This is a genomic window from Streptomyces sp. NPDC046557 (assembly GCF_040645975.1).
Classification (GTDB): domain Bacteria; phylum Actinomycetota; class Actinomycetes; order Streptomycetales; family Streptomycetaceae; genus Streptomyces.
In genome coordinates, this window is the sequence record NZ_JBEYZH010000004.1 from 218,465 (window position 1) to 241,026 (window position 22,562).

The 22,562-nt window shown below is 73.0% G+C and carries 23 protein-coding genes and 1 pseudogene; 15 read left to right on the forward strand and 9 right to left on the reverse strand.

Annotated features, from left to right (window positions below):
• Positions 1-51: 51 nt before the first annotated feature.
• A pseudogene (locus ABZ934_RS12180) lies at positions 52-570 on the forward strand (alpha/beta hydrolase); the annotation flags it as partial.
• Here ABZ934_RS12180 and ABZ934_RS12185 read toward each other — a convergent pair.
• From ABZ934_RS12185 to ABZ934_RS12195, 3 genes are all read right to left on the reverse strand, one after another.
• A complete protein-coding gene (locus ABZ934_RS12185; protein ID WP_361311906.1) occupies positions 540-752 on the reverse strand; it encodes a hypothetical protein in 213 nt (70 codons plus the stop codon). The pseudogene ABZ934_RS12180 and the gene ABZ934_RS12185 sit on opposite strands and share 31 nt — an antisense overlap.
• A gap of 67 nt (positions 753-819) precedes the next feature.
• The gene (locus ABZ934_RS12190) at positions 820-2,013 is read right to left on the reverse strand and encodes a cytochrome P450 (RefSeq protein ID WP_361311908.1); all 1,194 of its coding nucleotides are present in this window, start codon (positions 2,011-2,013) and stop codon (positions 820-822) included.
• A 71-nt stretch (positions 2,014-2,084) separates the two neighbouring features.
• Complete coding sequence (locus ABZ934_RS12195; RefSeq protein WP_361311910.1) at positions 2,085-2,861, reverse strand: carbonic anhydrase; 777 nt, start codon at positions 2,859-2,861, stop codon at positions 2,085-2,087.
• 243 nt (positions 2,862-3,104) lie between these two features.
• On the opposite strand from ABZ934_RS12195, the gene ABZ934_RS12200 reads away from it, so the two are divergent.
• From ABZ934_RS12200 to ABZ934_RS12215, 4 genes are all read left to right on the forward strand, one after another.
• Positions 3,105-3,845 (forward strand): class I SAM-dependent methyltransferase, encoded by a 741-nt coding sequence (locus ABZ934_RS12200; protein ID WP_361311912.1) that lies wholly within the window; start codon positions 3,105-3,107, stop codon positions 3,843-3,845.
• A 219-nt stretch (positions 3,846-4,064) separates the two neighbouring features.
• Positions 4,065-5,510 (forward strand): glycoside hydrolase family 16 protein, encoded by a 1,446-nt coding sequence (locus ABZ934_RS12205; protein ID WP_361311913.1) that lies wholly within the window; start codon positions 4,065-4,067, stop codon positions 5,508-5,510.
• An 85-nt stretch (positions 5,511-5,595) separates the two neighbouring features.
• Entirely contained in the window at positions 5,596-6,630 is a 1,035-nt protein-coding gene (locus ABZ934_RS12210) for a LacI family DNA-binding transcriptional regulator (protein ID WP_361311915.1), read from the forward strand.
• 164 nt (positions 6,631-6,794) lie between these two features.
• Entirely contained in the window at positions 6,795-6,950 is a 156-nt protein-coding gene (locus ABZ934_RS12215; RefSeq protein WP_361311917.1) for a hypothetical protein, read from the forward strand.
• Positions 6,951-6,958: 8 nt separating this feature from the next.
• On the opposite strand, the gene ABZ934_RS12220 is transcribed toward ABZ934_RS12215, so the two are convergent.
• Positions 6,959-7,345 (reverse strand): hypothetical protein, encoded by a 387-nt coding sequence (locus ABZ934_RS12220; protein ID WP_361311919.1) that lies wholly within the window; start codon positions 7,343-7,345, stop codon positions 6,959-6,961.
• A 182-nt stretch (positions 7,346-7,527) separates the two neighbouring features.
• Positions 7,528-7,938 carry an organic hydroperoxide resistance protein gene (locus tag ABZ934_RS12225; RefSeq protein WP_361311921.1) on the reverse strand — a complete coding sequence of 137 codons (411 nt, stop codon included), beginning with the start codon at positions 7,936-7,938 and terminating at the stop codon, positions 7,528-7,530.
• Positions 7,939-8,081: 143 nt separating this feature from the next.
• Between ABZ934_RS12225 and ABZ934_RS12230 the strand changes: the two genes are divergently transcribed.
• On the forward strand, positions 8,082-8,561 hold the full coding sequence (locus tag ABZ934_RS12230) for a MarR family transcriptional regulator (protein ID WP_361311923.1): 480 nt from the start codon (positions 8,082-8,084) through the stop codon (positions 8,559-8,561).
• A gap of 61 nt (positions 8,562-8,622) precedes the next feature.
• On the opposite strand, the gene ABZ934_RS12235 is transcribed toward ABZ934_RS12230, so the two are convergent.
• The gene (locus ABZ934_RS12235; protein ID WP_361311924.1) at positions 8,623-9,075 is read right to left on the reverse strand and encodes a MarR family transcriptional regulator; all 453 of its coding nucleotides are present in this window, start codon (positions 9,073-9,075) and stop codon (positions 8,623-8,625) included.
• A 137-nt stretch (positions 9,076-9,212) separates the two neighbouring features.
• On the opposite strand from ABZ934_RS12235, the gene ABZ934_RS12240 reads away from it, so the two are divergent.
• From ABZ934_RS12240 to ABZ934_RS12265, 6 genes are all read left to right on the forward strand, one after another.
• On the forward strand, positions 9,213-10,718 hold the full coding sequence (locus ABZ934_RS12240; RefSeq protein WP_361311926.1) for an MFS transporter: 1,506 nt from the start codon (positions 9,213-9,215) through the stop codon (positions 10,716-10,718).
• Between the two features lie 205 nt (positions 10,719-10,923).
• Positions 10,924-11,637, forward strand: coding sequence for a DUF1524 domain-containing protein (locus tag ABZ934_RS12245; protein ID WP_361311927.1), 714 nt, complete (start codon positions 10,924-10,926; stop codon positions 11,635-11,637).
• Positions 11,634-11,909, forward strand: a complete 276-nt coding sequence (locus ABZ934_RS12250; RefSeq protein WP_361311929.1) for a hypothetical protein — start codon at positions 11,634-11,636, stop codon at positions 11,907-11,909. The genes ABZ934_RS12245 and ABZ934_RS12250 overlap by 4 nt, the downstream gene beginning before the upstream one ends.
• 88 nt (positions 11,910-11,997) lie before the next feature.
• A complete protein-coding gene (locus ABZ934_RS12255; RefSeq protein WP_361311931.1) occupies positions 11,998-12,189 on the forward strand; it encodes a DUF5302 domain-containing protein in 192 nt (63 codons plus the stop codon).
• A 175-nt stretch (positions 12,190-12,364) separates the two neighbouring features.
• Positions 12,365-12,775, forward strand: a complete 411-nt coding sequence (locus tag ABZ934_RS12260) for a rodlin (RefSeq protein WP_361311932.1) — start codon at positions 12,365-12,367, stop codon at positions 12,773-12,775.
• Between the two features lie 210 nt (positions 12,776-12,985).
• The gene (locus ABZ934_RS12265) at positions 12,986-13,873 is read left to right on the forward strand and encodes a glycoside hydrolase family 19 protein (protein ID WP_361312187.1); all 888 of its coding nucleotides are present in this window, start codon (positions 12,986-12,988) and stop codon (positions 13,871-13,873) included.
• A gap of 45 nt (positions 13,874-13,918) precedes the next feature.
• On the opposite strand, the gene ABZ934_RS12270 is transcribed toward ABZ934_RS12265, so the two are convergent.
• The 3 genes from ABZ934_RS12270 to ABZ934_RS12280 all read right to left on the reverse strand — a co-directional run bounded on the left by ABZ934_RS12270 (position 13,919) and on the right by ABZ934_RS12280 (position 19,807).
• The gene (locus ABZ934_RS12270; RefSeq protein WP_361311933.1) at positions 13,919-16,684 is read right to left on the reverse strand and encodes a LuxR family transcriptional regulator; all 2,766 of its coding nucleotides are present in this window, start codon (positions 16,682-16,684) and stop codon (positions 13,919-13,921) included.
• A 246-nt stretch (positions 16,685-16,930) separates the two neighbouring features.
• Positions 16,931-18,694, reverse strand: a complete 1,764-nt coding sequence (locus ABZ934_RS12275; protein WP_361312188.1) for a S8 family serine peptidase — start codon at positions 18,692-18,694, stop codon at positions 16,931-16,933.
• Between the two features lie 369 nt (positions 18,695-19,063).
• The gene (locus ABZ934_RS12280; RefSeq protein WP_361311935.1) at positions 19,064-19,807 is read right to left on the reverse strand and encodes a DUF1838 family protein; all 744 of its coding nucleotides are present in this window, start codon (positions 19,805-19,807) and stop codon (positions 19,064-19,066) included.
• Between the two features lie 222 nt (positions 19,808-20,029).
• Here ABZ934_RS12280 and ABZ934_RS12285 point away from each other — a divergent pair, with 222 nt between their 5' ends.
• From ABZ934_RS12285 to ABZ934_RS12295, 3 genes are all read left to right on the forward strand, one after another.
• The gene (locus ABZ934_RS12285; protein ID WP_361311936.1) at positions 20,030-21,010 is read left to right on the forward strand and encodes a DUF1996 domain-containing protein; all 981 of its coding nucleotides are present in this window, start codon (positions 20,030-20,032) and stop codon (positions 21,008-21,010) included.
• Between the two features lie 100 nt (positions 21,011-21,110).
• Positions 21,111-21,713, forward strand: coding sequence for a sigma-70 family RNA polymerase sigma factor (locus ABZ934_RS12290; RefSeq protein ID WP_361311937.1), 603 nt, complete (start codon positions 21,111-21,113; stop codon positions 21,711-21,713).
• A complete protein-coding gene (locus ABZ934_RS12295) occupies positions 21,710-22,450 on the forward strand; it encodes a zf-HC2 domain-containing protein (protein ID WP_361311938.1) in 741 nt (246 codons plus the stop codon). Before ABZ934_RS12290 ends, ABZ934_RS12295 begins: the two co-directional genes overlap by 4 nt.
• Positions 22,451-22,562 lie beyond the last annotated feature (112 nt).

Sequence of the window (22,562 nt, forward strand, 5' to 3'; positions counted from 1 at the left end):
CTCCTCGCGGCGACCACCGACAAAGCGCCCATAGTAGGAGGATCGGTGCATATGTCCGCGTGTGACCGGGCCGATGACCGGCCCGGTTCCCCGAACGGCCCGCGCCCGCCGGAGGCCCGGGTCGGCCCGCCGGGCCGGGGTCGCCCCACGGTGACCCGGCCAGCCCGCCGTGACCCGCTCGCGGGGGACGGATTCGAGGGCCTCGCGACGCTCCTGGGAGTCCTCGTCCACCCCGACGAGGCTCAGGCGGACGTACACCGGGCCGTGGCCGCGCGACTCGCGCACCCCCTGGGCACCGATTTCGACGCCGACTTCTTCTCGGTCACCCGCGGGGACACCCCGTGGAGGCGGGACGGCCGATACTGGCGGCAGCACAGCGCCCGGGCCACTGACGCCCATCCGCTCGCCGGGGCGCGCGAGCTGACCTTCGCCTCGGTCTGCGCCGACTGGCCGGTCAGCCGGACGCCCCGAGTCAAGGTCACCGGCGAGGGCCTGCCACCCGTGCTCAAGCTGAACTCGACGAACGACCCGGCGACGTACTACGAGTCGGCGGTGCGCGCGCACCGTGGACTGGCCGGCTCGCGGCTGATCACCGTGGACGGCGGTGACCACGGCCAGTTCCAGAACCACGCCCGTGCGTCGACGCCCATGTCGAGGCGTACCCCCTCGACGGCGTCCTGCCCGCCCAGGACGCCCGGTGCGCCGGCGGCCCGCTGCCTGATCCGGAGCCGGCGAGCGGGCGCGCCGGCCACTGACGGCGACTGTGACCGACGGCGGTGCCAGGCGCCGGGGGATGTGACGGCCCCGCCCCGGCGGGTGCTACCAGCGGACGGGCAGCCGGCTGACGCCCCTCATCAGACTGCCCGCCAGCCAGGCCGGGGGGCCGCCGGCCGGGTCCTCGGCCAGGTCCGGGAAACGCTCCAGCAGGCTCCGGATCGCGATGCGGCCCTCCATCCGGGCCAGCGGGGCGCCCAGGCAGAAGTGCAGGCCGTGGCCGAAGGCGAGGTGGCCCTGGGGGGCGCGGTGGATGTCGAAGGTGTCGGGTTCCCCGAACCGGGCGGGGTCGCGGTCGGCAGCCGCCAGCGAGACGAGGACGGTCGCCCCGGCCGGGATGACGGCACCGCCGATCTCCACGTCCTCACCCGCGTAGCGGTAGGTGGCGTTCTGCACGGGGCCGTCGTAGCGGAGCATCTCCTCGACCGCACCGGGCAGGAGCCCGTCGAAGTCGGCCCGTAGCGCGGCGAGTTGAGCCGGGTGTGCGAACAGGGCCCGTACGCCGTTGGAGATGAGGTTGACGGTCGTCTCGTGTCCGGCGACGAGCAGCAGGAAGGCCATCCCGATCAGCTCCTCCTCGGACAGGGAGTCGCCGTCCTCGTCCCGGGTGCGGATCAGGGCGCTGAGCAGGTCCTCTCCGGGCGTCTTGGCCTTGGCCTCGACGAGTTCGGCGAGGAAGGCGCTGAGCTGCTCGTGCGCGGCGCCGGGCACGCTGTCCTCGCCGGGGGCCACCACCTCGTTGGACCACTGGCGGAAACGCTCGCGGTCCAGGTCGGGCACGCCCAGCAGTTCACAGATGACGGTCATGGGCAGCGGGAACGCGAGTGTCTTGATCAAGTCGGCGCTGCGCTCCGGCCGGGCCGCCATGTCGTCCAGCAGTCGGTCGGTGATCTTCTGGACCCGGGGCCGCATCGCTTCCATGCGGCGTGCGGTGAACTCCCGTGCGACCAACCGGCGCAGCCGGGTGTGGTGCGGCGGGTCGGATTCCAGCATGTTCGCGTTGGCGGCCGTCACCACGACGTCCGGGAACATGTCGGTATCACGCCAGTCCTTGAGCAGCGCGGGGTGATTGAGGGCCTGGCGCGCCTCGTCGTGTCCCACGACGAGCCAACTCGGCTCCCGCAACCGGTCGTTCATCACGACCTGGTGGACCGGGCCCCTTTCGCGCAGCATGGCGTAGAAGCTGTACGGATCGGCATGGAAGTTCTCGGCGCCGGAACTGATGTCTACTACAGGCATTACTCCACAGTACGGCGGCCACGCCCGCCTGAACGCGCTGTTTCCGGCCAGGCGCAGCCACCGGCGCGGTGTCAGGCCAGTACGCTCACCCGCTGGTCGGCGAGTCGGTAACGGGCGGCGGCCACCGCGAGTTCGCCCGTCGCGATCCGCCGGGCGATGTCCGGGTCGGCGGACAGCAGGTCGCGGGTGCGCCGGGCCTGGGCGTCGATGGTGGCGTCGACGCGGGCGTCGCCGTGCTGCGTGTGGTCGATCGAGGGTCGTATCTGGTCGGCCAGGTACTGGATGTGCGCCGGCAGCGGCTCGCCGGTCTCCTCGGCGTGGACGGCGGCCCCGACCGCCCCACAGGACTGGTGGCCCAGGACCAGCACCAGGGGGATCGCCAGTTCCAGGACGCCGTAGGCGACGCTGCCGCGCACGGCCTCGTCCAGCACCTCGCCCGCCGACCGTACGGTGAGCAGGTCGCCGAGCCCCTGGTCGAAGACGAGCTCCGGGGGGACGCGCGAGTCGACGCAGCCCAGCACGATCGCGAACGGGTGCTGCGCCCGGGTCAGCCGCACGCGCAGGGAAGCGGACTCGTGCGGGTGTTCCTGACGGTAGTTCCGCCAGCGCCGGTTGCCGGCCGCTAGTTCGCGCAGGGCCTGGTCCGGGGCGTTCGGGCGCTGTCCCGCCGGGGGCGCGGCGGGCGTGGCGGGGGCGGGGAAGGCCGAGCCGAGGCCGAGCACCGAGCCGGTGGCGGCCGTTCCGGCGACGGCGGTGCGCAGCACGGTCCGGCGGCTGGGCGCACGCGTCGCGAGCCCGGAGGCGTGCACGGACGCACGCTCGAACGAGGGGAATCTGTTCGAATTCATCGGCGGACGGTATCCGGTCGGGACGGCGTACGACCCGCCCGCGGGTGGCGATTGGCGCGATCGTTCCCGGGACTCGGCTCGATCCCGTACGACGTCTCAGCTCGTGGACGGGGTGTGCCGGGGATGCCGGCCGGCCCGGGCGGCATCCGGTTGGGGCACCGGGGGCCGGGCACTGCCACCGGCGCCGCCGGGGCCCGAAAAAACGAGGTGCGCTCGGACTCCACCCGCCGGCAGGCTGCGCCGGTGGACCGTGAACAGATATCCCGCATCGCCCATGCCGACCACCCGATCAAGGCTCCGCTCGACGACGGGTCGGTGCGCCGGCTCCTGGAACGCGGTGTCCCCCGCGCCGACGCCCGCGTGCTCGACCTCGGCTGCGGCACCGCGGAGTGGCTGCTGCGCGCCCTCGAAACGCATCCCCGCCTGCACGCCGAAGGCGTCGACGTCTCCGAGGACGCCTTGGCGCAGGCCGGCCGGGCCGCGAGTCGCCTCGGCGTTCGCGAACGCCTCGTCCTCCACCACCGGTCGGCCGCGGATTTCGCCCCGGCCGAGCCGTTCGACCTCGTGCTCAGCGTCGGGGCCACGCACGCCTTCGGCGGCCTGCTGCCCACCCTCGCCGCGGCACGTCGGCTCCTGGCTCCCGGCGGTCGCGTCCTGATCGGGGACGGGTTCTGGGACCGCGAACCCTCGCCTGAGGCCATCGAGATGCTCGGGGAGTTCACCGACCTGGCGACCACCGTGGACCGTGTCGTCGCCGACGGGTGGACGCCCGTCGACGGGCACGTCAGCACGCGTCGCGAGCTGGACGACTACGAATGGTCCTGCTGGGGATCGCTCGCGTCATGGGCCCTTGACCGGCCCGCCGATCCCGATGCCGCCGAGGCCCTCGAAACGGCCACCGCCCGGCGCTCCGAATGGCTGCATGTCTACCGGGACACCTTCGGCTTCGTCTCCCTGGTCCTGCGACGGACGTCCGACCAGTAGCGGCCCGGTCCCCGGTCCGCGCCGGCCCTCGCCGCTCCCTTCAACCAATGAACTCCCTTACTACCTGCGGGCTTTGACGGTTCCATCTCTTGACGGTCCTCGTGCCGGGGAGCACAGTGGCGGGCGATCGCCGTTCTGAGAGCGCTCTCAGGACGGCGGCCGCAGCCCGCACTTCCCCCCACCGCGCCCCGAGGGCGCACGCAGAGAGGGCCCCCACCCATGCGTGAGACATCCGGCAGAAGGCGCCGTCCCCCCACCCGCCGTTCCGTCACGGCCGCCCTGAGCACGCTGGCCATGGCGGTGGCGGCAGCCGCGGCCGTGGCCGTCACCCCGTCCGCCAACGCCGCCGCTCCCCCGGCCCCGGCCGGCTGGTCCCGGGTGTTCCTGGACGACTTCGACGGCGCCGCCGGCTCCGGCGTGAACACCGCCGACTGGCAGTACACGACCGGCCGCGGCTACCCCGGCGGCCCCACCGGCTTCGGGACCGGCGAGATCGAGACGATGACGGCGGACCCGTCGAACGTCTCGCTCGACGGCGCCGGCAACCTCCGGATAACCCCGCGTCGGGACGCGGCCGGCAACTGGACCTCGGCCCGGGTGGAGAGCAAGCGCTCCGACTTCCGGCCCCCGGCCGGAGGCACCCTGCGGACCGAGGCCCGCATCCAGATGCCGAACGTGACCGGCGCCGCGGCGAAGGGCTACTGGCCGGCGTTCTGGATGCTCGGGGCCCCGTACCGGGGCAACTGGTGGAACTGGCCGGGCATCGGCGAGTTGGACATCATGGAGAACGTCCAAGGGCTCAACAACGAGTGGGCCACCATGCACTGCGGGACCAGTCCGGGCGGTCCGTGCAACGAGACCTCGGGGATCGGCGGCCAGCGCGCCTGCACCGGCTCCACCTGTCAGGGCGGCTTCCACACCTACGCGGTGGAATGGGACCGGTCCACGGCCGTGGAGGAGATGCGCTTCTACCTCGACGGCGTCGACTTCCACACGGTGAAGGCGAATCAGGTCGACGCCACGACCTGGTCCAACGCCACCGACCACGGCTACTTCATCATCCTGAACGTGGCCATGGGCGGCGGTTTCCCCGACGCCTTCGGCGGCGGCCCCGACGCCGGTACCGAGCCCGGCCACCCGATGGTGGTCGACTACGTGTCCGTACTCCAGAAGACCGGCGGCTCCACCACTCCCCCCACCACCCCGCCGACGATCCCACCCACGACGCCGCCGACCACGCCGCCCGCCGGGGGACGGAACGCCTACGCCGCCATCCAGGCCGAGTCGTACGACGACCAGGCCGGCACGGCCAAGGAGACCACGTCGGACACCGGCGGCGGCCAGGACCTCGCCTCGCTCGCCAACGGCGACTGGGCCCTGTACAAGGGCGTGGACTTCGGCACCACCGCGGCCCGGCAGTTCTACGGGCGGGTCGCGAGCGGTGCGGCCGGCGGGGTCAGCGGGCTCGTCGAAGTCCGCCTCGACAGCCGGACGAGCCCGCCGGTCGGCAGCTTCTCCGTCGCCGGGGCCGGTGGTTGGCAGAGCTGGCGTACGGTACCGGCCAACATCAGCGCCGTCACCGGCACCCACGACGTCTACCTGACCTTCACCAGCGGCCAACCGGCCGACTTCGTGAACGTCAACTGGTTCGACTTCGGCCACTGAGCGGGCCGTACCGCCGGGGACCCCCGGCGGTACGGGTTAACCTGCTGCGCGGCAAGGCAACGCCCGGCCCGCGTGAGGAGCACCCGTGCCCGAACAGCTTCGTGTTCCCGGGGACCGCCCCACCCTGGAGGCCGTGGCCGCACTGGCCGGGGTGTCCCGCGCCACGGTCTCCCGGGTCGTCAACGGCGGCGACGGGGTCCGCGCGCATCTGGTGGACAAGGTCCGCGAGGCCGTGCGCGAGCTCGGCTACGTACCGAACCACGCGGCCCGCACCCTGGTGACCCGGCGCACCGGGGCGGTGGCCGTGATCATCCCCGAGCCGGAGATACGGATCTTCTCCGACCCGTTCTTCTCGCGCCAGATACGCGGTATCAGTCGGGAACTCACCGCGCAGGACACCCAGTTGGTACTGCTCATGGTGGAGGACCGGGGGGACTACGAACGGATCGGGCGATACCTGGCGGGAGGCCACGTCGACGGGGCGCTCGCCTTCTCCCTGCACACCGACGATCCGCTGCCCGAGATCACCCGCCGGATCGGCATGCCCACGGTGTACGGCGGCCGGCCGGGTTGGACGGCCGGCCCCGGCGAGCTCGGCGCCCCCTACGTCGACGCCGACAACCGGGGCGGCGCGCGGGAGGCGGTGCGTCACCTGCTCGCCCGGGGCCGGCGGAGCGTGGCCCACATCGCGGGCCCGCTCGACCAGACCTCCGCGACGGACCGGCTCGACGGCTACCGGGACGTGGTGGTCGGGGGCGATCCCGCGCTGGTAGCGGTGGGTGACTTCACGCCGGCGGGCGGGGCCCGCGCGATGCGGGAACTGTTGGAGCGCCGACCGGCCCTCGACGCGGTGTTCGCCGCGAACGACCTGATGGCGACGGGCGCCCTCGCGGTGCTCCGCGAACGGGGCTTCGACGTGCCGGGGGACGTGGCGGTCGTCGGCTTCGACGACACCGAGCGGGTGGCAGAGGCGGCGGATCCGCCGTTGACCACGGTCCGCCAGGACGTCGAGGGTATGGGCCGCCTGATGGCACGGCTGCTGCTCGGCACGCTGGGCTCTCGGCGACCGCCGCAGCCGGTGATCACACCGACCGTACTGGTGCGGCGGGCCTCGGCCTGAGGCCGGTGGAGCCGTCAGTCCGGGGCGGTGGTGCCGGTACGGGCCTCGGCCCGGCCCGACTCCGCCGAGACGGTCAGGGTGTGCGGGGAGGACGGGTCCCGCAGGGCCGGCCACCCGCTTGCGCGTCGATGCCCGCGCGGGCTCGGGCATCTGCGAGGTCGGCCGTGGACGCCTGGTTCGACGTCACGAACGCGCTCGTGACCGGCGGACAGGGGCTGGTGCTGCTGCCGGCGGCGGGTGCGGAACTGCCGCTCGCGGTGGCCTGCGCCGCGGTCGCGGCCCGGGGGCCGCGCCCCGGTAGGCGTGCGGCGCCCCGATAGGCCACCGGTCAGACGAGGCCCAGTCCGCGGGGCGGGACGAAGAGGTGCGCGGCCCGGTGTTCGGCGGCCACCTGGGCGGCCGCGAGAGCGAACTCCGTGCCGTCGGCGTGCGCCAGTCTGCGTTCGTGGTCGCCGCAGCGCTCGCATTCGGGTGCCCACTCGGGCAGCAGGCTCTCGTGGCTGACAGCCAGATGGCGGGCGAGCCGGATCCGCGAGCCGGGTCCGCTGTCCGCGGGGTCCGGGTCGACCCCCCGCGGCCCCGTCAGCCACATCTCCTCGGTGACCCGCTCGATGCGCTTCATGGACCGGTAGAGGCGGAAACAGTCGGTGCAGTCGAACATCCAGGCCGGCGGCAACGGCCACACGTCCCGGGGGTCGAGTTCATCGGCGCTCATGCCGCCACGGTAGTGGTGGGGCGCTGCCGCGTGCAGCCGATCCGGCACACTTCCACTCCCCCAACCAGGCGCGCCGTGCGGCGAGTTGACCGGAGCCGCAGACGCCTCCGGCGCCCCCGTGGACGGAGGCGCCGGATGGGCCGTCGCGGCGGGTGCGGCGCCGCGAGGGGCGCGGGGACCTTCTACTCGATGACGAGCTCGACGGGGATGTTGCCGCGGGTCGCCTTGGAGTACGGGCAGACCTCGTGCGCCTGCTTGACCAGCAGGGCGCCGGTCTCGCCGGCGAGGGACTCGGGGAGCTCGATGCGCAGGGTGACGGCCAGTCCGAAACCGGAGCCGTCCTGGCCGATGGAGGTTTCGGCGGTGACGGAGATGTCACCGGTGTCGACCTTGGCCTGACGGCCGACGAGGCCGAGCGCGCTGGCGAAGCAGGCGGCGTAGCCGGCCGCGAAGAGCTGCTCGGGGTTGGTGCCCTGCCCGTTGCCGCCGAGCGCCGGGGGCATGGCCAGCGCGAGGTCGATCTGGCCGTCGGAGCTGACTGCGCGGCCCTCACGGCCGTTGGCGGTGGCGACAGCGGTGTACAGCGCGTCCATCGGAGTTCCTCTCGGGAGGTGGCGAGGCGGTTCGAGGGTGAACCTCTGCGGCCGGTGAACCGACCGCTTCCACCAATAGACCACACAATTCAGTTGTACACAACTCAATGGCACGCAAGTACCCAACCGGTACACTGGCCCACATGACCCAGCAGCCCACCCCCGACCTCCGTGACCAGGACTTCCTGCGCCTGGACGGGCAGATCTGCTTCGCGCTCAACGCCGCGAGCCGCGCCTTCGGCGGCCTCTACCGGGTGGTCCTCAAGGACCTCGGCCTCACCTACCCCCAGTACCTGGTGATGCTGGTGCTGTGGGAGCACGGCGCGACGCCCGTCAAGCAGCTCGGGCAGCACCTGCGGCTCGACTCGGGCACGCTGTCGCCGCTGCTCAAGCGGCTCGAAGGGGCCGGCCTGGTGCGGCGCGAACGCAGCACCGAGGACGAGCGCTCGGTCCACGCCGTACTGACCGAGGAAGGCGCGGCGCTGCGCGCCCGCGCCGTGGAGGTGCCCCGCCGTATCGCGGTGGCGACGGGGTTCGAGCTGGAGGAGATCCGCGACCTCCAGGCGCGCCTGAGCCGTCTCACGGCGGCGCTGGACGCCGCCGCCCTCGACGAGGAGCTCTAAAGCCCTCGGAAACCCTCGGGCCGGCCGGGTCCGCCGGCTCCGCCCCCTCCGAGCGGCCCGCTCAGGCGTCCTTCTCCATGGCGGGCCGGAGCCGCTCCAGCAGGGCGTAGAGCGTCGCGCCCTCTTCCTCGTCGAGGGTGTCGAGCGCGCCGTGCGTCGCCTGCATCTCCTCGCGCACCCGCCTGATGATGTCCCGGCCCTCGTCCGTGGCGACCACGTGCTTCACGCGCCGGTCGACCGGGGACGGCTGGCGCCGCACCAGCTCGCGCGCCTCCAGCCGGTCGACGATGCCCGTGACGTTGGACGCGTCACACACCAACAGGGTGGCCAAACCTCGCATCGGCACGGGCCCCTCCAGCTGCGCGAGGACTCTGGCCTGGGTGGAGGTGAGCCCGTACCGGGCGGCGGCCGCCGCGAAATCCCGCCACTGGGCGGTGCCGATGGCGGCGAGCAGTTCCAGAAGCTGGAGCTTGGTAGGGCGGTGGGGGACGACCGGTCCGATGGTGGCACTCATACGCTCGAGCGTACGCAAGAAGGTTGGCATTATCAATTGTTTACTTGACCTCCTTAACTATTGGCGTCTACCTTCATCCATGTACTTGATGAGCTAAAACATCTGCGATCTGAAGCGTTAAGAAGGTCCTGCCAGCCATGAGCACCGCCGCATCCACCCCCTCCGCCGCCAGACCCGGGAACGAGACGGTCATCGTCTTCGCCCTGAGTCTCGCCGCCATGGTCGTGTCGATGATGCAGACCCTGCCCGTCCCGATCCTGGGCCTGATCCGCAACGACCTCGGCACCTCGACCGCCAACGTCAGCTGGGTGACCACCGCCACCCTGCTGTCCGCCGCCGTCTTCACCCCCCTGCTCGGCCGCTTCGGCGACCAGCACGGCAAGAAGCCGACCCTGGTGGCCGTACTCGCCGTCATGGTCGCGGGTTCCGTCGTCGCCGCCCTCGCGACCTCGCTGCCGCTGCTCATCCTGGGCCGGGTCCTCCAGGGCGCGGCCACCGCGATCTTCCCGCTGGCCCTCTCGGTCCTGCGCGAAGAGGTCCGGCCGCAGAAGCTGCCGGGTGCCATGGCGCTGGTCAGTGGCACGCTCGCGTTCGGCAGCGGCTTGGCGCTGGTCGCCACCGGCCTGCTGACCTCGGGTGACGGCGCCGACTACCGCAATGCCTTCTGGATGGCGACCGGCTTCGCCGCCCTCGCCCTCCTGGCGGTCGTGTTCCTGGTTCCGGCGACCCGCCACAAGACCGGCGGCCGCACCGACTTCCTCGGCGCGCTGACCCTGGGCATCGCCCTGCTCCTACTCCTGCTGCCCATCTCCCAGGGCCACGAGTGGGGCTGGTCCTCCGCCCGTACGCTCGGCAGCTTCGCCGGCGCCGCCGTGATGACCGTCGTGTGGGTCCTGGTCGAGCGCAAGGTGCGTGAGCCCCTGGTCGACATGCGGATGTTCGTCCACCGCCCGGTGCTGATGGCCAACCTCGCCGGCATCCTGGTCGGGTTCGGCATGTTCGCGAACTTCCTCGGCGTCTCCTACCTCGTCCAGATGCCGAAGGCGCTGACCGGGTACGGATTCGACGCGTCGATCCTGCGCGCCTCCGTCCAGTTCCTGCTGCCCGGTGCGATCGTCTCGCTGCTCGCGTCGCCCATCGGCGGCCAGTTGGTCCGCCACCGCGGCCCGCGCGTCGCACTCGCCCTGGCCGCCGGGCTCGGCGCCGTCGGCTTCGGCTGGCTGGCCGTCGACCACGGCCACACCTTCTCGGTGATCGGCGCCGGTGTCGTAGTCGGCGCGGCCGTCAGCTTCGGCTACGCCGCCATGCCCGCCGTCATCATGTCGAGCGTCCCTCACCACCAGAGCGGCATCGCGAACGGCATCAACTCGATCTCCCGCTCGACCGGCAGCGCGATCGGCAGCGCCATCGTCACCACGATCCTGGCCTCCAAGACGATCGAGCACCTCCCGCCGGGCGTTCCCGCCCTGCCCGCCGAGTCCGGTTTCACCCTCACGTTCGGCATCGGCGCGGCGGCCTTCGCCCTGGTCGCCCTGATCAGCTGGATCGGACTGCGCAACGGGCACGGCCCCCGCGTGTCGGAGCCCGTGGCCTCCGGCGAGACCCCGGCCCTGAAGGTGGCGGAGACGGCCGACGCCGTCTGATTCCCCCGCCCGTGCACCGAACCGCCCCCGGTCCTCTCGGCCCGGGGGCGGTTCGCGTCCTGCGCGGCGATTCGGTCATAGCCGATGTGCGTGATCCGGGTGAGGTCCCGTCACACCGCGGTTCGAGGGCGCCGGGCCGGTGGGAGGGGCTCGGCTGGGTAGGCTTCCCCGGGACAGCGCGCGGAGTTCGGGGCGGGGTGGGTTCATGGGTCGTCAGGCGGGGCAGCGGGGCGTGGCGGTGGCCGTGGTGCTGCTGTTCGCACTCGCCGGGTGCGGCGGGAGCGCCGGGAGCGCGGACGGCAAGCGGGACGGGGCGGGCGGCGGGCCCGCGGCCGGCGGCGCCGCGAAACCCGTCGCCGGCGACGTACTGCCCGGCATGGTCGGCGCGGCGGAGGCCCGGACGCGACTGGCGGCCCTGGTGGTCGCCAAACCGGGCACGATGGCCGGCTACAGCCGGGACAGGTTCACGCACTGGGCCGAGCAGGGCGACAAGTGCGACACCCGTGAGGTCGTCCTCAGGCGCGACGGCAAGAACGTCACCCAGGACGCGCAGTGCCGGGCGGTGTCCGGCACCTGGAAGAGCCTGTACGACGGCGCGGACATCACCGACGCCGCGAAACTGGACATCGACCACATGGTCCCGCTCGCCGAGGGCTGGCGTTCCGGCGCGGCCGGCTGGGACGCCGCCAAGCGCAAGGCGTTCGCCAACGACCTGACGCGCCCCCAACTGCTGGCCGTCTCGGCGGCCTCCAACCGTTCGAAGGGCGACCAGACCCCTGACCTGTGGCAGCCGCCGGACAAGTCGAGCTGGTGCCAGTACGGACGCGCCTGGACCACCGTCAAGTCCTTCTACAAGCTGACCGTCACCCCACCGGAGAAGGCCATGCTCACCACGATGATCGACACCTGCGCCTCATGAGTGCGCCCCGGCGGTGGGAGGACCACGTCCTCGCCGGACCCGGCGGCGCCATGACCGACGAGGTCGGCGTGATCACCGGCGACCTCACGCTGCGCACCGTCGCGGGAGCGGACGGCAAGGTCCGCTTCGAGATCCAGTACCTGGACGCCGACGAGTGGTACACCCTCACCGGCAGTCCGGTCGCCCACGGAGACCCCTACGCGCTCCACCTGGCGGCCCTGCGGGCCGTCCGTACGGGCGGCGGCGCCGGGGCTCCGCGACCCCGCGCCTGACCGGTCCGCCGCCCCGCGCGGGAACGCGCTGGTCAGCGCGGCTGTGGGCTGACAGACTGAGGTGGCTTCATCACTCCCAGGAGGACCTATGGCCGACGAGACCGACACCCCGCAGGACGAATCCCCCGCCGAGGAGGCCAAGCGCAAGTTCCGCGAGGCCCTGGAGCGCAACGCGGCGAACGCGCACGCCCAGCAGTCCCACCAGAGCCGGGCGAAGGTGCAGGGCTCCAGCAGCGGCCCCGGCGGCAAGAACAAGAAGGTGCGCCGCAAGACCGGCTGACGCGTTCCGCCGGGCGGTCCGGACCCCGCGCGGGGTGCGCCGCCCAGCGGACGCCGTCGCGTGGTTCCCGGATCGTTGGGCCGCATGGGTGACGGGTGATAACCCCCGGGCAGGTCGGTAGTTGATCTGGACGTACCCGCCGGGGACAGCTCATGCGACAGAAGGATTCCTCACCATGCTCAAGAAGTTCATGGCAACCGCCGCGGTCACCGCTTCCGTCATCGGCGCCGGGGCCGTCGCCGCCTCCCCGGCGATGGCGATCGGCAACGACAACGGCGTGAACACCGTCAACGGCAACGGTGCCGCGCAGATCTACGGCAACCAGAAGACCGATGGCGCCATGAGCCCGCAGCTGAGCCTGGTCCAGGGCTCGCTGAACAAGCTCTGCGTCGGCCTGCCCGCCAAGGTCAACGCCCAGTCGCTGGTCGCCCTGGTCAACGTCGGCGTCCAGGACATCAACGTCCTGTCCAACCCGCAGAACCAGCAGTGCACCGAGAACTCCACCCAGGCCAAGGGCGACGAGTCCCTCTCGCACATCGTGGACAACATCCCGGTCCTGTCCGGAAACCTGTCCGCCGGCAGCTGATCAGTTCTCACCCCGGACCGGCGTGACGACCTTCGTCGTCACGCCGGTCCCGTGTGTGCGCAGCCGAACACGCCAAAAGCAACAGCTTTGGTCTAGACCTTGACAGGTTCAGACCACTTTCGCTTCAGTGGCCGTAGTCGTCCCCACGACAACTCCCCCCACTGAAGGAGCACTTCCGTGATCCGTGCGCTACGTCGCCGCGCCCTGTCCATGGCCGCGGCCGCCGCCGTGACCCTCGGCCTCGCCGTCGCCCTGCCCGCCTCCCCCGCCGCCGCGGCCCCCGCCTGCGCGGGCTCCTGGACCGCCTCCGGCGTCTACACGAACGGCATGAGCGCCTCGTACGCGGGCCACAACTGGCAGGCCAAGTGGTGGACCCAGGGCGAGACACCGGGCACCACCGGACAGTGGGGCGTCTGGTCGGACCAAGGCGCCTGCGGCGGCGGTGGCCAGGACCCGGACCCGGGCACCGGCGACCCCTCCGGATTCGTCGTCAGCGAAGCGCAGTTCAACCGGATGTTCCCGAACCGGAACCCCTTCTACACCTACAACGGGCTGGTCGCGGCGCTCTCCGCGTACCCCGCCTTCGCGCACACCGGGGACGACACCGTCAAGCGGCGCGAGGCCGCCGCCTTCCTCGCCAACGTCTCCCACGAGACCGGCGGCCTCGTCTACATCGTCGAGCAGAACACCGCCAACTACCCCCACTACTGCGACGCGTCCCAGCCCTACGGCTGTCCGGCGGGCCAGGCCGCCTACTACGGCCGCGGCCCCATCCAGCTGAGCTGGAACTTCAACTACAAGGCGGCGGGCGACGCCCTCGGCATCAACCTGCTCGCCAACCCCTACCTCGTCGAGCAGGACCCGGCCGTCGCGATGAAGACGGCGCTCTGGTACTGGAACACGCAGAACGGCCCGGGCACCATGACCGCCCACGCGGCGATGGTGAACGGCGCCGGCTTCGGCGAGACCATCCGCTCGATCAACGGCTCCCTGGAGTGCAACGGCGGCAATCCGGCGCAGGTCCAGAGCCGGGTGAACGCCTACCAGAGCTTCACCCAGGTGCTGGGCGTCACCCCGGGCGACCACCTCACCTGCTGACCCGGCCCGGGAGAGGACCGGTACACAGCCGAACGCGGCCCGTACTCAGCGCGCGCGCAGGGCCGTCGCCAACTGCGCCCGCGAACGGACGTCGAGCTTCTGGTAGATGCGGGTCAGCCGGGACTCCACCGTCTTCACGCTGAGGAAGAGCTTCGCGGCGGCCTCCTGGTTGCTGGCGCCCTGGCTGACGAGCAGCGCGAGGCGGGTCTCGGCCTCGGTCAGGGCCGCCACCCCGGGGTGCAGGGCGGCGGCCTCGGGAGCGCTCTCGCGGGCGAGGTCCAGCCAGGGTTTCGCCCCGGCCCGGTCGAACACCTCGGCCGCCTCCCGCAGCGCGGTACGGGCGGGGGCTCGGCGCCGGCGGCGGCGTTCGACGCGGGCCAGGGCCAGGAGCGTACGGCCGCGTTCGAGGGGCAGGCCGAGTTCGTCGAAGCGTCGGGCCGTGGCCTCCAGCAGGGCCACGGCCGCCTCCGCGTCACCCCGCGCGGACAGGCACAGGCCCTGGGCCCGGTCGAGGGCGGCCAGCACACCGGTGCGTCCGAGCGCGCGCGCCACCGTACGGACGGAGTCCAGCAGTTCGGCGGCTTCACCGGGGGCGTCGGCCGCGACCAGGGCCTCGGCGAGTTCCCCGTGCCAGCGCAGGATCGAGGGGTCGACCACCTGCTGGGCGTCTTCCAGGCCCGCGACCCGGCGCAGCGTGGCCACCGCCTTCGCCGCCTCCCCCGTGGCCAGTTCCACCGAACCGAGGGCGAAGAGGGCGCGGGAGAGGAACACCTGGTCGTGTTCCTCCTCGGACGCCTGGATGCCTCGGCGGGCGTAGCCGGCGGCGCGGGCGAAGCTGCCGCCGGTGGCTTCGGCCGTCGCGGCGACGTACCACGCGGGGCCGGGCGAGAGGCCCGCCTCGATGGTCAGTTCCAGGGCGCGCCGGGCGTGCGCGGCCCCGGCCGCGCACCTGCCGCGCCGCAGTTCGACCTCGGTGAGGCTGCGCAGCACTTCGAAGACGTCCTCGGAGGATCCGGTGCGCTGCACGGCGGGCAGCAGGACGAGCAGTTGCCGGTGGGCTTCCTCCAGCCGGTCGTCGAAAAGGGCGTGCCGGACGGCGAGGTACTGCGGCGCGTTGCGCATGCCGAGCGGCACTTCGGGGACCGGCAGGGCGAGCGCCTCCGCGAGGATGTCCTCGGCTCCCGGGTCGCCGAGGATACGACCCATCCGGGCCCGCACGGTCAGGGCCATGGCCTCGGCCACCTGGTCGCCGCCGAGCGCGGCGAGGGCTCCCGCCTCGGCGGCCGCGTCGCGGGAACGTACCGGGTCGCCGTCGCTGAGGTTGTGCTTCCAGGCGACGCGCAGCCGGACGGCGGCCAGCAGGGCGGGGTCCCCGGCGGCGTCGTCGATGGCGTAGGCGAAGGTCTCGTCGAGGTCGGCCAGCGCCTGCCCGGCGGCGTCGATCACGGCGAGGCGGGCGCGGACCCGGTCGGCGGGTGAGGCGTCGCGGGCGAGGACGGCGCGGGCGGCGCGGCGGGCGAGGTCGGCGCGCCCGGCCCAGCCCGCGTCCTCGGCGGCCGTGACGAGCCGGGCCAGTTCCTCCTCGGGCCGGTCGCCGGGGGTGCGTTCGGCGGCGAGCAGTCCGAGTTCGGCGGCGAGGGCGCGCTGGCCGCGGCGCCGGCAGGCCGCGGCGGCCTCGGTGATCTCGGCGGCGAGTCCGGCGTCGGGGGTGTCCACCGCAAGGGCCCGGTGCCGTACGGCCTGGACGGGGTCGTCGACGGCGGCGGCGAGCGCGGCGTGCCCGGCGGCCCGCTCGGGCCAGCCGGCGTCGGCGGCCAGTGCCGTGGGCAGCGCGCCGGCGGTGAAGCGGACGGCGCCGTCCTCGCCCACGGTGACCAGGGCGGCCCGTTCCGCCTCGGCCAGTTCCGCCTCGGCGTCGGGGCTGCCGGCCCGGCGCAGCAGGGCGGTCGTGGGGCGGGAGGCGAGGGCGGCGAGGAGCAGGGTGCGCCGGGCCCGTGCGGGTGCTTCGGCGAGCAGCCGCCGGGCGACTTCGCGGGCCTGCCCGGAGACGGGCAGGGTGTCGGCGTGGTGGGCGCCGGGGCCGCCGTCGCGGGATCCGGCGGCTTCGGTGAGGGAGTGGCCGAGGGCGAGGGCCAGGCGCGGGTTGCCGCCGCTGGCCTGGTGGATGCGGCCGGCGAGGCGGGCGGGCAACCCGTGCCGCACGAGCAGTTCGGCGACTTCCTCCGCGCCGAGCGGGGGCACCCGCACGGTGGGGGTGCTGGGGCCGCAGAGCGATACGGCGACGGGGGCGCCGCCTTGGACGCATTCGGCGACGAGGACCCGGACCCGGGGTGGGGTGAGGCGCAGGGCGAAGCGCAGGAGGTCGGTGCTTTCGGCGTCGAGCCACTGGGCGTTGTCGACGACGAGCAGGACGGGATTGCGGGTGGCGAGGGTGCGCAGTACCTCGACCACGGCGAGGCGCAGTGCGACGTGGTCGCGGCCGGCGCCCGGGGTGTCGGTCTCGCGGCGCAGCAGGGCGATGGCGGTGCGCTGGGGTCCGGCGAGCCGGTCGAGGGCGGCGCGGGGTACGGAGGCGAGCAGGGCGGCGGCCGATGCCTCGGGTATCCACTGGTCGGCGGCTTCCGGGGCGAGGTGGAGCACGGTCTCGCGGCGGGCCTCGGCGCCGGCCGCGACGGCGCGCACCACTTCGGTCTTGCCGGCTCCGGCCGGCCCGGTGAGGATCGCCCGGCCGTGGGTGGTCAGCGCGCGGTCGACCGCCTCGATGAGTTCACCGTGTCCGACGCTTGTGTCAGCGTTCCCCGTCGCCGCCACGCACAGCCACCAGCCTTTCGCGCCCCTGCCCTGTGCCTTTCCTGTGAGACGCGACAATACGAGGTCGGCCGGGGGGTGGACCCTCTTTGTGACGCAGAAATCAGTCGGTCGGCCGGAATGCCCGAGGGACCTGCCGGTACGTGGGGTACCGGCAGGTCCGGGGGCTGGTGTTGGTCCGTACCAGCGGGTCCGTCAGGGCCGGGTTGGGGGCTCCGGTGGCCTGACGGGCCGGGGTGGGGGCCGGGCTCAGAAGCCGAGGCTCCAGGAGTCGATGTAGCCGGTGTCGGCGGCGGCGACGTCCTGGACGCGCAGCTGCCAGGTGCCGTTGGCGGGCAGGGCGGAGGCGTCCACGGTGTAGGTGGTGAGGATGTTGTCCGCGCTGTCGCCGGAGGAGTTCTGCAACCGCTTGACGGTGCCGTTCGGCGCGACCAGGTCGATGACGAGGTCACCGCGGTAGGTGTGCTTGATGTCGACGTTCACCTTGAGGGCGGCCGGGGCGTTCCCGGTGATGCCGGAGACGGTGACCGAGGAGGAGACGGCGCCGCCGTTGTCCGGAATGGCGACGTCCGTGGTGTTGGTGAACACCGGGGTGACCGGGGCGGAGATCACGGCGTTGACGGTGGCTGCCGCGTCGGCGAGGCCGGCGCCGCAGCCGCCGGTGCAGGTGCCCGCGAGCGGGCGGGCGTTGGCCTTGATGGCCGCCTTGACCTGCGCCGGGGTGAGGGACGGCTTGGCGGCCACCAGGAGCGCGGCGAGGCCGGCGACGTGCGGGGAGGCCATGCTGGTGCCCTGGTACGGCTTGTAGATCTCCGCGCCCGGGGTGGTGGCGCCGTCGTTCAGCGAGGAGAGGATGCCGTTCTCGGGGGTGGTGACGGTGCCGGGCGTGTCGGTGGCGCGGCGGGTCTCACCGCCGGGGGCGGTGATGTCGATGCGGGTACCGAAGTTGGAGTAGAAGGAGCGGTCGCCGGTGCGGTTGGAGGCGGCCACGGTGATCACGTTGTTGCAACTGGCGGGGGTGAAGCCCGCCGCGTCGGCGTTGCTGTTGCCGGCGGCGACCACGACGGTGGTGCCGCGGGCGACGGCCGCGTTGATGGCGTTCTGGTAGCTGGTGCCGCAGGTGCCCGAGCCGCCGAGGCTCATGTTGATGACCTTGGCGGGAGTGGCGTTCGCCGGGACGCCGGGGACCGAGCCGCCGGAGGCCCAGGTGATGGCGTCGACGATGTCCGAGGTGGCGCCGCCGCACTTGCCGAGGACGCGGACGGGCTGGATCTTCGCGTTGTACGCGATGCCGGCGACGCCCTTGGCGTTGTCGGCGGCCGCGGCGATCGTGCCGGCCACGTGGGTGCCGTGCCAGGAGGAACCGCTCGCCGCGGAGCCGGTGCCGCACTCGCCCGCCGCGCTCCAGTCGCCCTGGTCGGCCGGGTTGTTGTCGCGGCCGTTGCCGTCGCGGGCGGCGGTGGAGTCGCTGATGAAGTCGTAGCCCGCGACGATGTTGGGGGCGACGTCGGAGTGCGTCACGTAACCGGTGTCGATCACGGCGACGGTGACGCCGGAGCCGGTCGTCTTGTCCCAGGCGGCGGGCACGTTCATCCCGGCGGTGGGCTCGAAGAGGTCCCACTGCTTGGCGTACTCGGTGTCGTTCGGGGTGGCCATGGCGTAGGCGCGGGAGTCCGGTTCGACGTAGGCGACGTCGGGGTCGGCGCGGAACTGGGCCATCACGTCGGCGGCGTCGGCGGGGGCGGTCGCACCGCCCAGGTTGACGAGCGCGGCACCGGTACCGAGACGGCGGTCGAACTTCGCCTTCTTGCCGGCCTTCTTGCCCTTGGCGGTGGCGTCGGCGGCGGCGGCGGTGTTGGAGCCCGCTTCGGCGGCGGAGGGCTTGTAGCCGACGATCAGGTTCTGCACGGGCGCGGCGGCGGGGGCCGCGGCGGCCGGGAGGGTGGTGGCGGGGTCCGAGGAGGCCACGGCCACGGCGGCGGTGGCGGAGCCTGCCAGCAGCGTGACGGACATGGCCACCACGGATATGAGCCGGCGTCTGGATGCGTGCACGTGTTCCCTTTCGCGGGCCGTTTCCGGGCAGGCCGGAGCGGCCGGTTCGAGCTGTGTGGGAGGTGAGCCGGCGGCCGGGCGGGTCGGGAGCGGGCTGGTCAGACCCGCTCCGGACACCACCGCGCGCCGCGTTGCCCGACCGCGACGGCGGGGCAGGGCAACGGCGGTACCGGCGATCCCACCCGGCCTCGGAAGGCTTCACACCATGTGGGGTTGGTGCGGGGGCAGTTCGTGACGGGGGAAGACCGCCGGTGGGCAGACAGTAGGCAACGCCCGGATGAACTCGATACGGGGAAAACCCTTGTCCGGCCCCTCTCCTGGGTGAAGAGGCTACCGGGGCGGGTGGAGTGCTCGGAAATACGTCCAGCTGGTCTCGTTCGGCTCGGTCCACTTCTCCGGGGCGTGCGCGAACTCGGGGTGGTGGGCTGCGATGTACGCGCGGGTGCGTTCGGGGGCGTCTTCGTAGGAGGTGAGTTTGCGACCGCGACAGTGGAACGTGAGGCCGCCGGGGCGCGCTCCCTGTTCCATCCAGGGCAGCCACGGGGACATCCGGGTCCAGGACATGGTGGCGGGAACGCTCGGCGCGTCGGTGGTCAGGGCGGTCGTGGGCGCGAAGAACTGGAACAGTTCCAGGGCCCGGTAGGTGTCGTCGGCCGAGTTCAGCGGGTACTGCGCGACGGACAGGGGCGAGGGGTAGGCCAGGGGGATCTCCAGGCTGAAACACACCTGGTCGCCGAGTTCCGTCGCGGGCACGGGGAAGGGCCGCCACCTCTGGTTCGCCGGGTCGTTCCAAACGTGGGCGACCGGCTTGTCCTCCCACGTCTCCAGGATCTCGCGGCTCCCCGGGTCCAGGTAGAAGGCGGCTTCCCTGGTGAGCAACCGGTACGCGCCCTCCTCCTCGCCCTCGCCGATGACCAGCCGGGCCACGTTGAGGCCCTCGAAGCCGAAGAGGCGGCGGTAGGGCTCACCGGGCGCCCAGGAGTACACGTCACCGGTCCACCAGAAGGTCACCTCGGCGCCGTCGAGCGAGGCGCGGGTGCGGGCGAATGCCTGGAAGCGTTCCGCGGGAGTCATACGGGGTACTGTGCGCGGTCGCCGGCCGCGCGGGCAAGGGACGCCCCGGCCAACCGGCTTCGACGCCGCGGGACGCGCGCCGGGACGCGCGACAGGATGTGCAAGGGGATGGCGACGGCGCCCGTGCGCGGGGGCCGACGGGGTGCCCCCGGGAGGGCGTGGCCGTCCGCCCTGCGGATGCCCGGTTGACGCGGGTGGCGGCCGGCGGCAACGGTGACCGCCATGGGGAACGAACAGCGACTGCTCGCGCTGCTGGTCTGCCTGGTGCTGGGTGGTGGGTTGACGGCCGCCGTGGTCGGGGCGTCACGGGCGGCCCGACCGCGCGCGGGCTCCGTCGCGGCGGATTTCGCCACCCCGCGCGACATGCTGCCCGAGCCGGGACGGCCGGCCGCCGGTCCGGACGCCTCGACCGGAACGATGACCGTGGATTGCGGTCGCAATGGTGAAGGGCACTACAACCAGGACAACCTGGTGGTCTCGCCTGGGCTGCGGGCCGGCGCCCACCACACCCATTCCTACGTCGGGAACCTGTCCGCCGACGCCCTGTCCACGGACGCCTCCCTCGCCGCCGCCCCCACCAGTTGCGCGGGCGGTGACCGGTCGACGTACTACTGGCCGGTGCTGCGCCGCACCGACCGCCCGGGGCGGGACCCGCACGAGAACGGGGCGGGGCACGGCAACGCGGGCGAGATCATGCCCGAGGCGGCGGTGACGGTGGAGTTCCGCGGCAGCCCGGTCGGCAAGGTGGTGCCCATGCCGCGCTTCCTGCGCGCGGTGACCGGCGACGCGGTCGCGTACACGGCGGGCGCAGAGGCGGACGTCCGGGCCCGCTGGGGGTGTTCGGGCTCGCCGGGGCTCGCCTCCCCGCACTATCCGCGGTGTCCCGCCGGGCAGCGCGTCACCCGGACGCTGGTCTTCCCGAGCTGCTGGAACGGCTTGGACACCGACAGCCCCGGCCACCGCTCACACCTGCGGTTCCCCACCGCGAGCGGCGTCTGCCCCGCGGACACCTTCCCCGTGCCGCAACTGCGCGTCTCGCTGGCGTACGACGTGCCGGCGGGCACGCCCTTCGCGCTCGACGCCTTCCCCGAGCAGATGCACAGCCCGAAGACGGACCACGCGATGTTCGTGAACGTGATGGCCGACGAGCGGATGAGGGTCGTCGTGGACTGCCTCAACGAGGGCCGCACCTGCCGGACCTGAGGCGCCGCGGCCGCCGAGTGACGCGGGTCACATGAACCCGGTTCGGCCGGGGCTCGTGTTCGGACCGCACCACGCAAGCGAGGAAGACGGAGAGGGTGAGATGGCCGGACCACTGTGGCCCCGCACTCGGCGGGGCTCGACCGATGAGGCACTGATCACATCGGTGTACGAGGAGCACGGCCATGCCCTGCTCGCGTACGCCACCCGGCTCACCGGGGACCGGGCCGCCGCCGAGGACGTGGTCCAGGAGACCCTCCTGCGGGCCTGGCGGCACTCCGAGGTCCTGGTCAACGGGAAGGGTTCGGTGCGCGGCTGGCTGCTCACGGTCGCCCGGAACATCATCACCGACCGCTACCGCGCGAAGGCGGCCCGGCCGCCGGAGGTGTCGGGCGCGGCGGCCGCTCCCCCGGTCGAGGTGGACCACGCGGACTCCGTGGTCGACGCCATGACGGTGCTCGGCGCGCTGGACCGGCTGACTCCGGAACACCGGGACGTGCTGACCGAGTTGTACTACCGCGAGCGCAGCGTCGCCGAGGCCGCCGACCGGCTGGGCATCCCGGCGGGCACGGTCAAATCACGCGCGCACTACGCGCTCAAGGCCCTGCGCGAGGTCTTCACGGAGGGCGCCGGGGAAGGCAACAGGAGCAAACGATCGGGCAGGCCGCCCCAGCAGCCCGGCGGACTGCGGGAGGTGGTGGCATGAGCCGGCAGCGGCACGAGGAGGAACTGCTCGGCCCGTACGTGCTCGGAGTCCTCGACGAGGCGGACGTACGGCGCGTCGAGGAGCACGTCGGCGACTGCGTGCAGTGCCGGGAGGAGGTGGCCGCGTTGCGCGAGATGGAGACGGCCCTGGGCGAGGTTCCCCCGGAGGCGTTCCTCGACGGACCCCCACAGGGGGGTGACCTGTTGCTGCGGCGCACGTTGCGGCAGGTCCGCGGCGAGCGGGCGGCCCGGGCCCGCCGACGCTACGGGATGGCGGGACTGGCGGCGGCCGCCGCGTTGGCCGCGGTGTTCTGGGCCGGTACGCAACTGGGCACGGGCGGCGCCGAGAACGTCGCGCGGCCCGCGCCGCCGTCCCCGACGCTCTCGCCGGCGCCGGCGCCGGCGCCGTCGGCGGTGCCCGGGACCCGGGTGGCGTCCGCGACGGACGGGGGCAGCGGTGCGCGGATGACGGTGCAGGTGGTGCCGGCTGCGGCGTGGGTGCGGGTGCACGCGGCCGTGACCGGTGTGCCCGCGGGCGAGCGCTGCCGGCTGGTGGTGGTCTCGCGGGACGGGACGCGCAGCACGGCGGGCGGTTGGGTCGTGGGCACGACGGAACATGGTGAGGGCAAGGGTGCCTCGCTGGACGGTTCGGCGGCGGTCGCGGCGGCCGACATCAAGGAGGTCCTGGTCGAGAACGAGGCGGGGAAGACCTTCGTGTCGGTGCCGGTACGGGCATAGCCGGGGCGTGACGGAGCCCGGGAGCGTATCCAGCTCCCGGGCTCCTGTGGTGCCACCCGATTGCGCGCACCGGCGGCGTTTGAGAATCGCGGAAATCGACTTGTTCTACCTC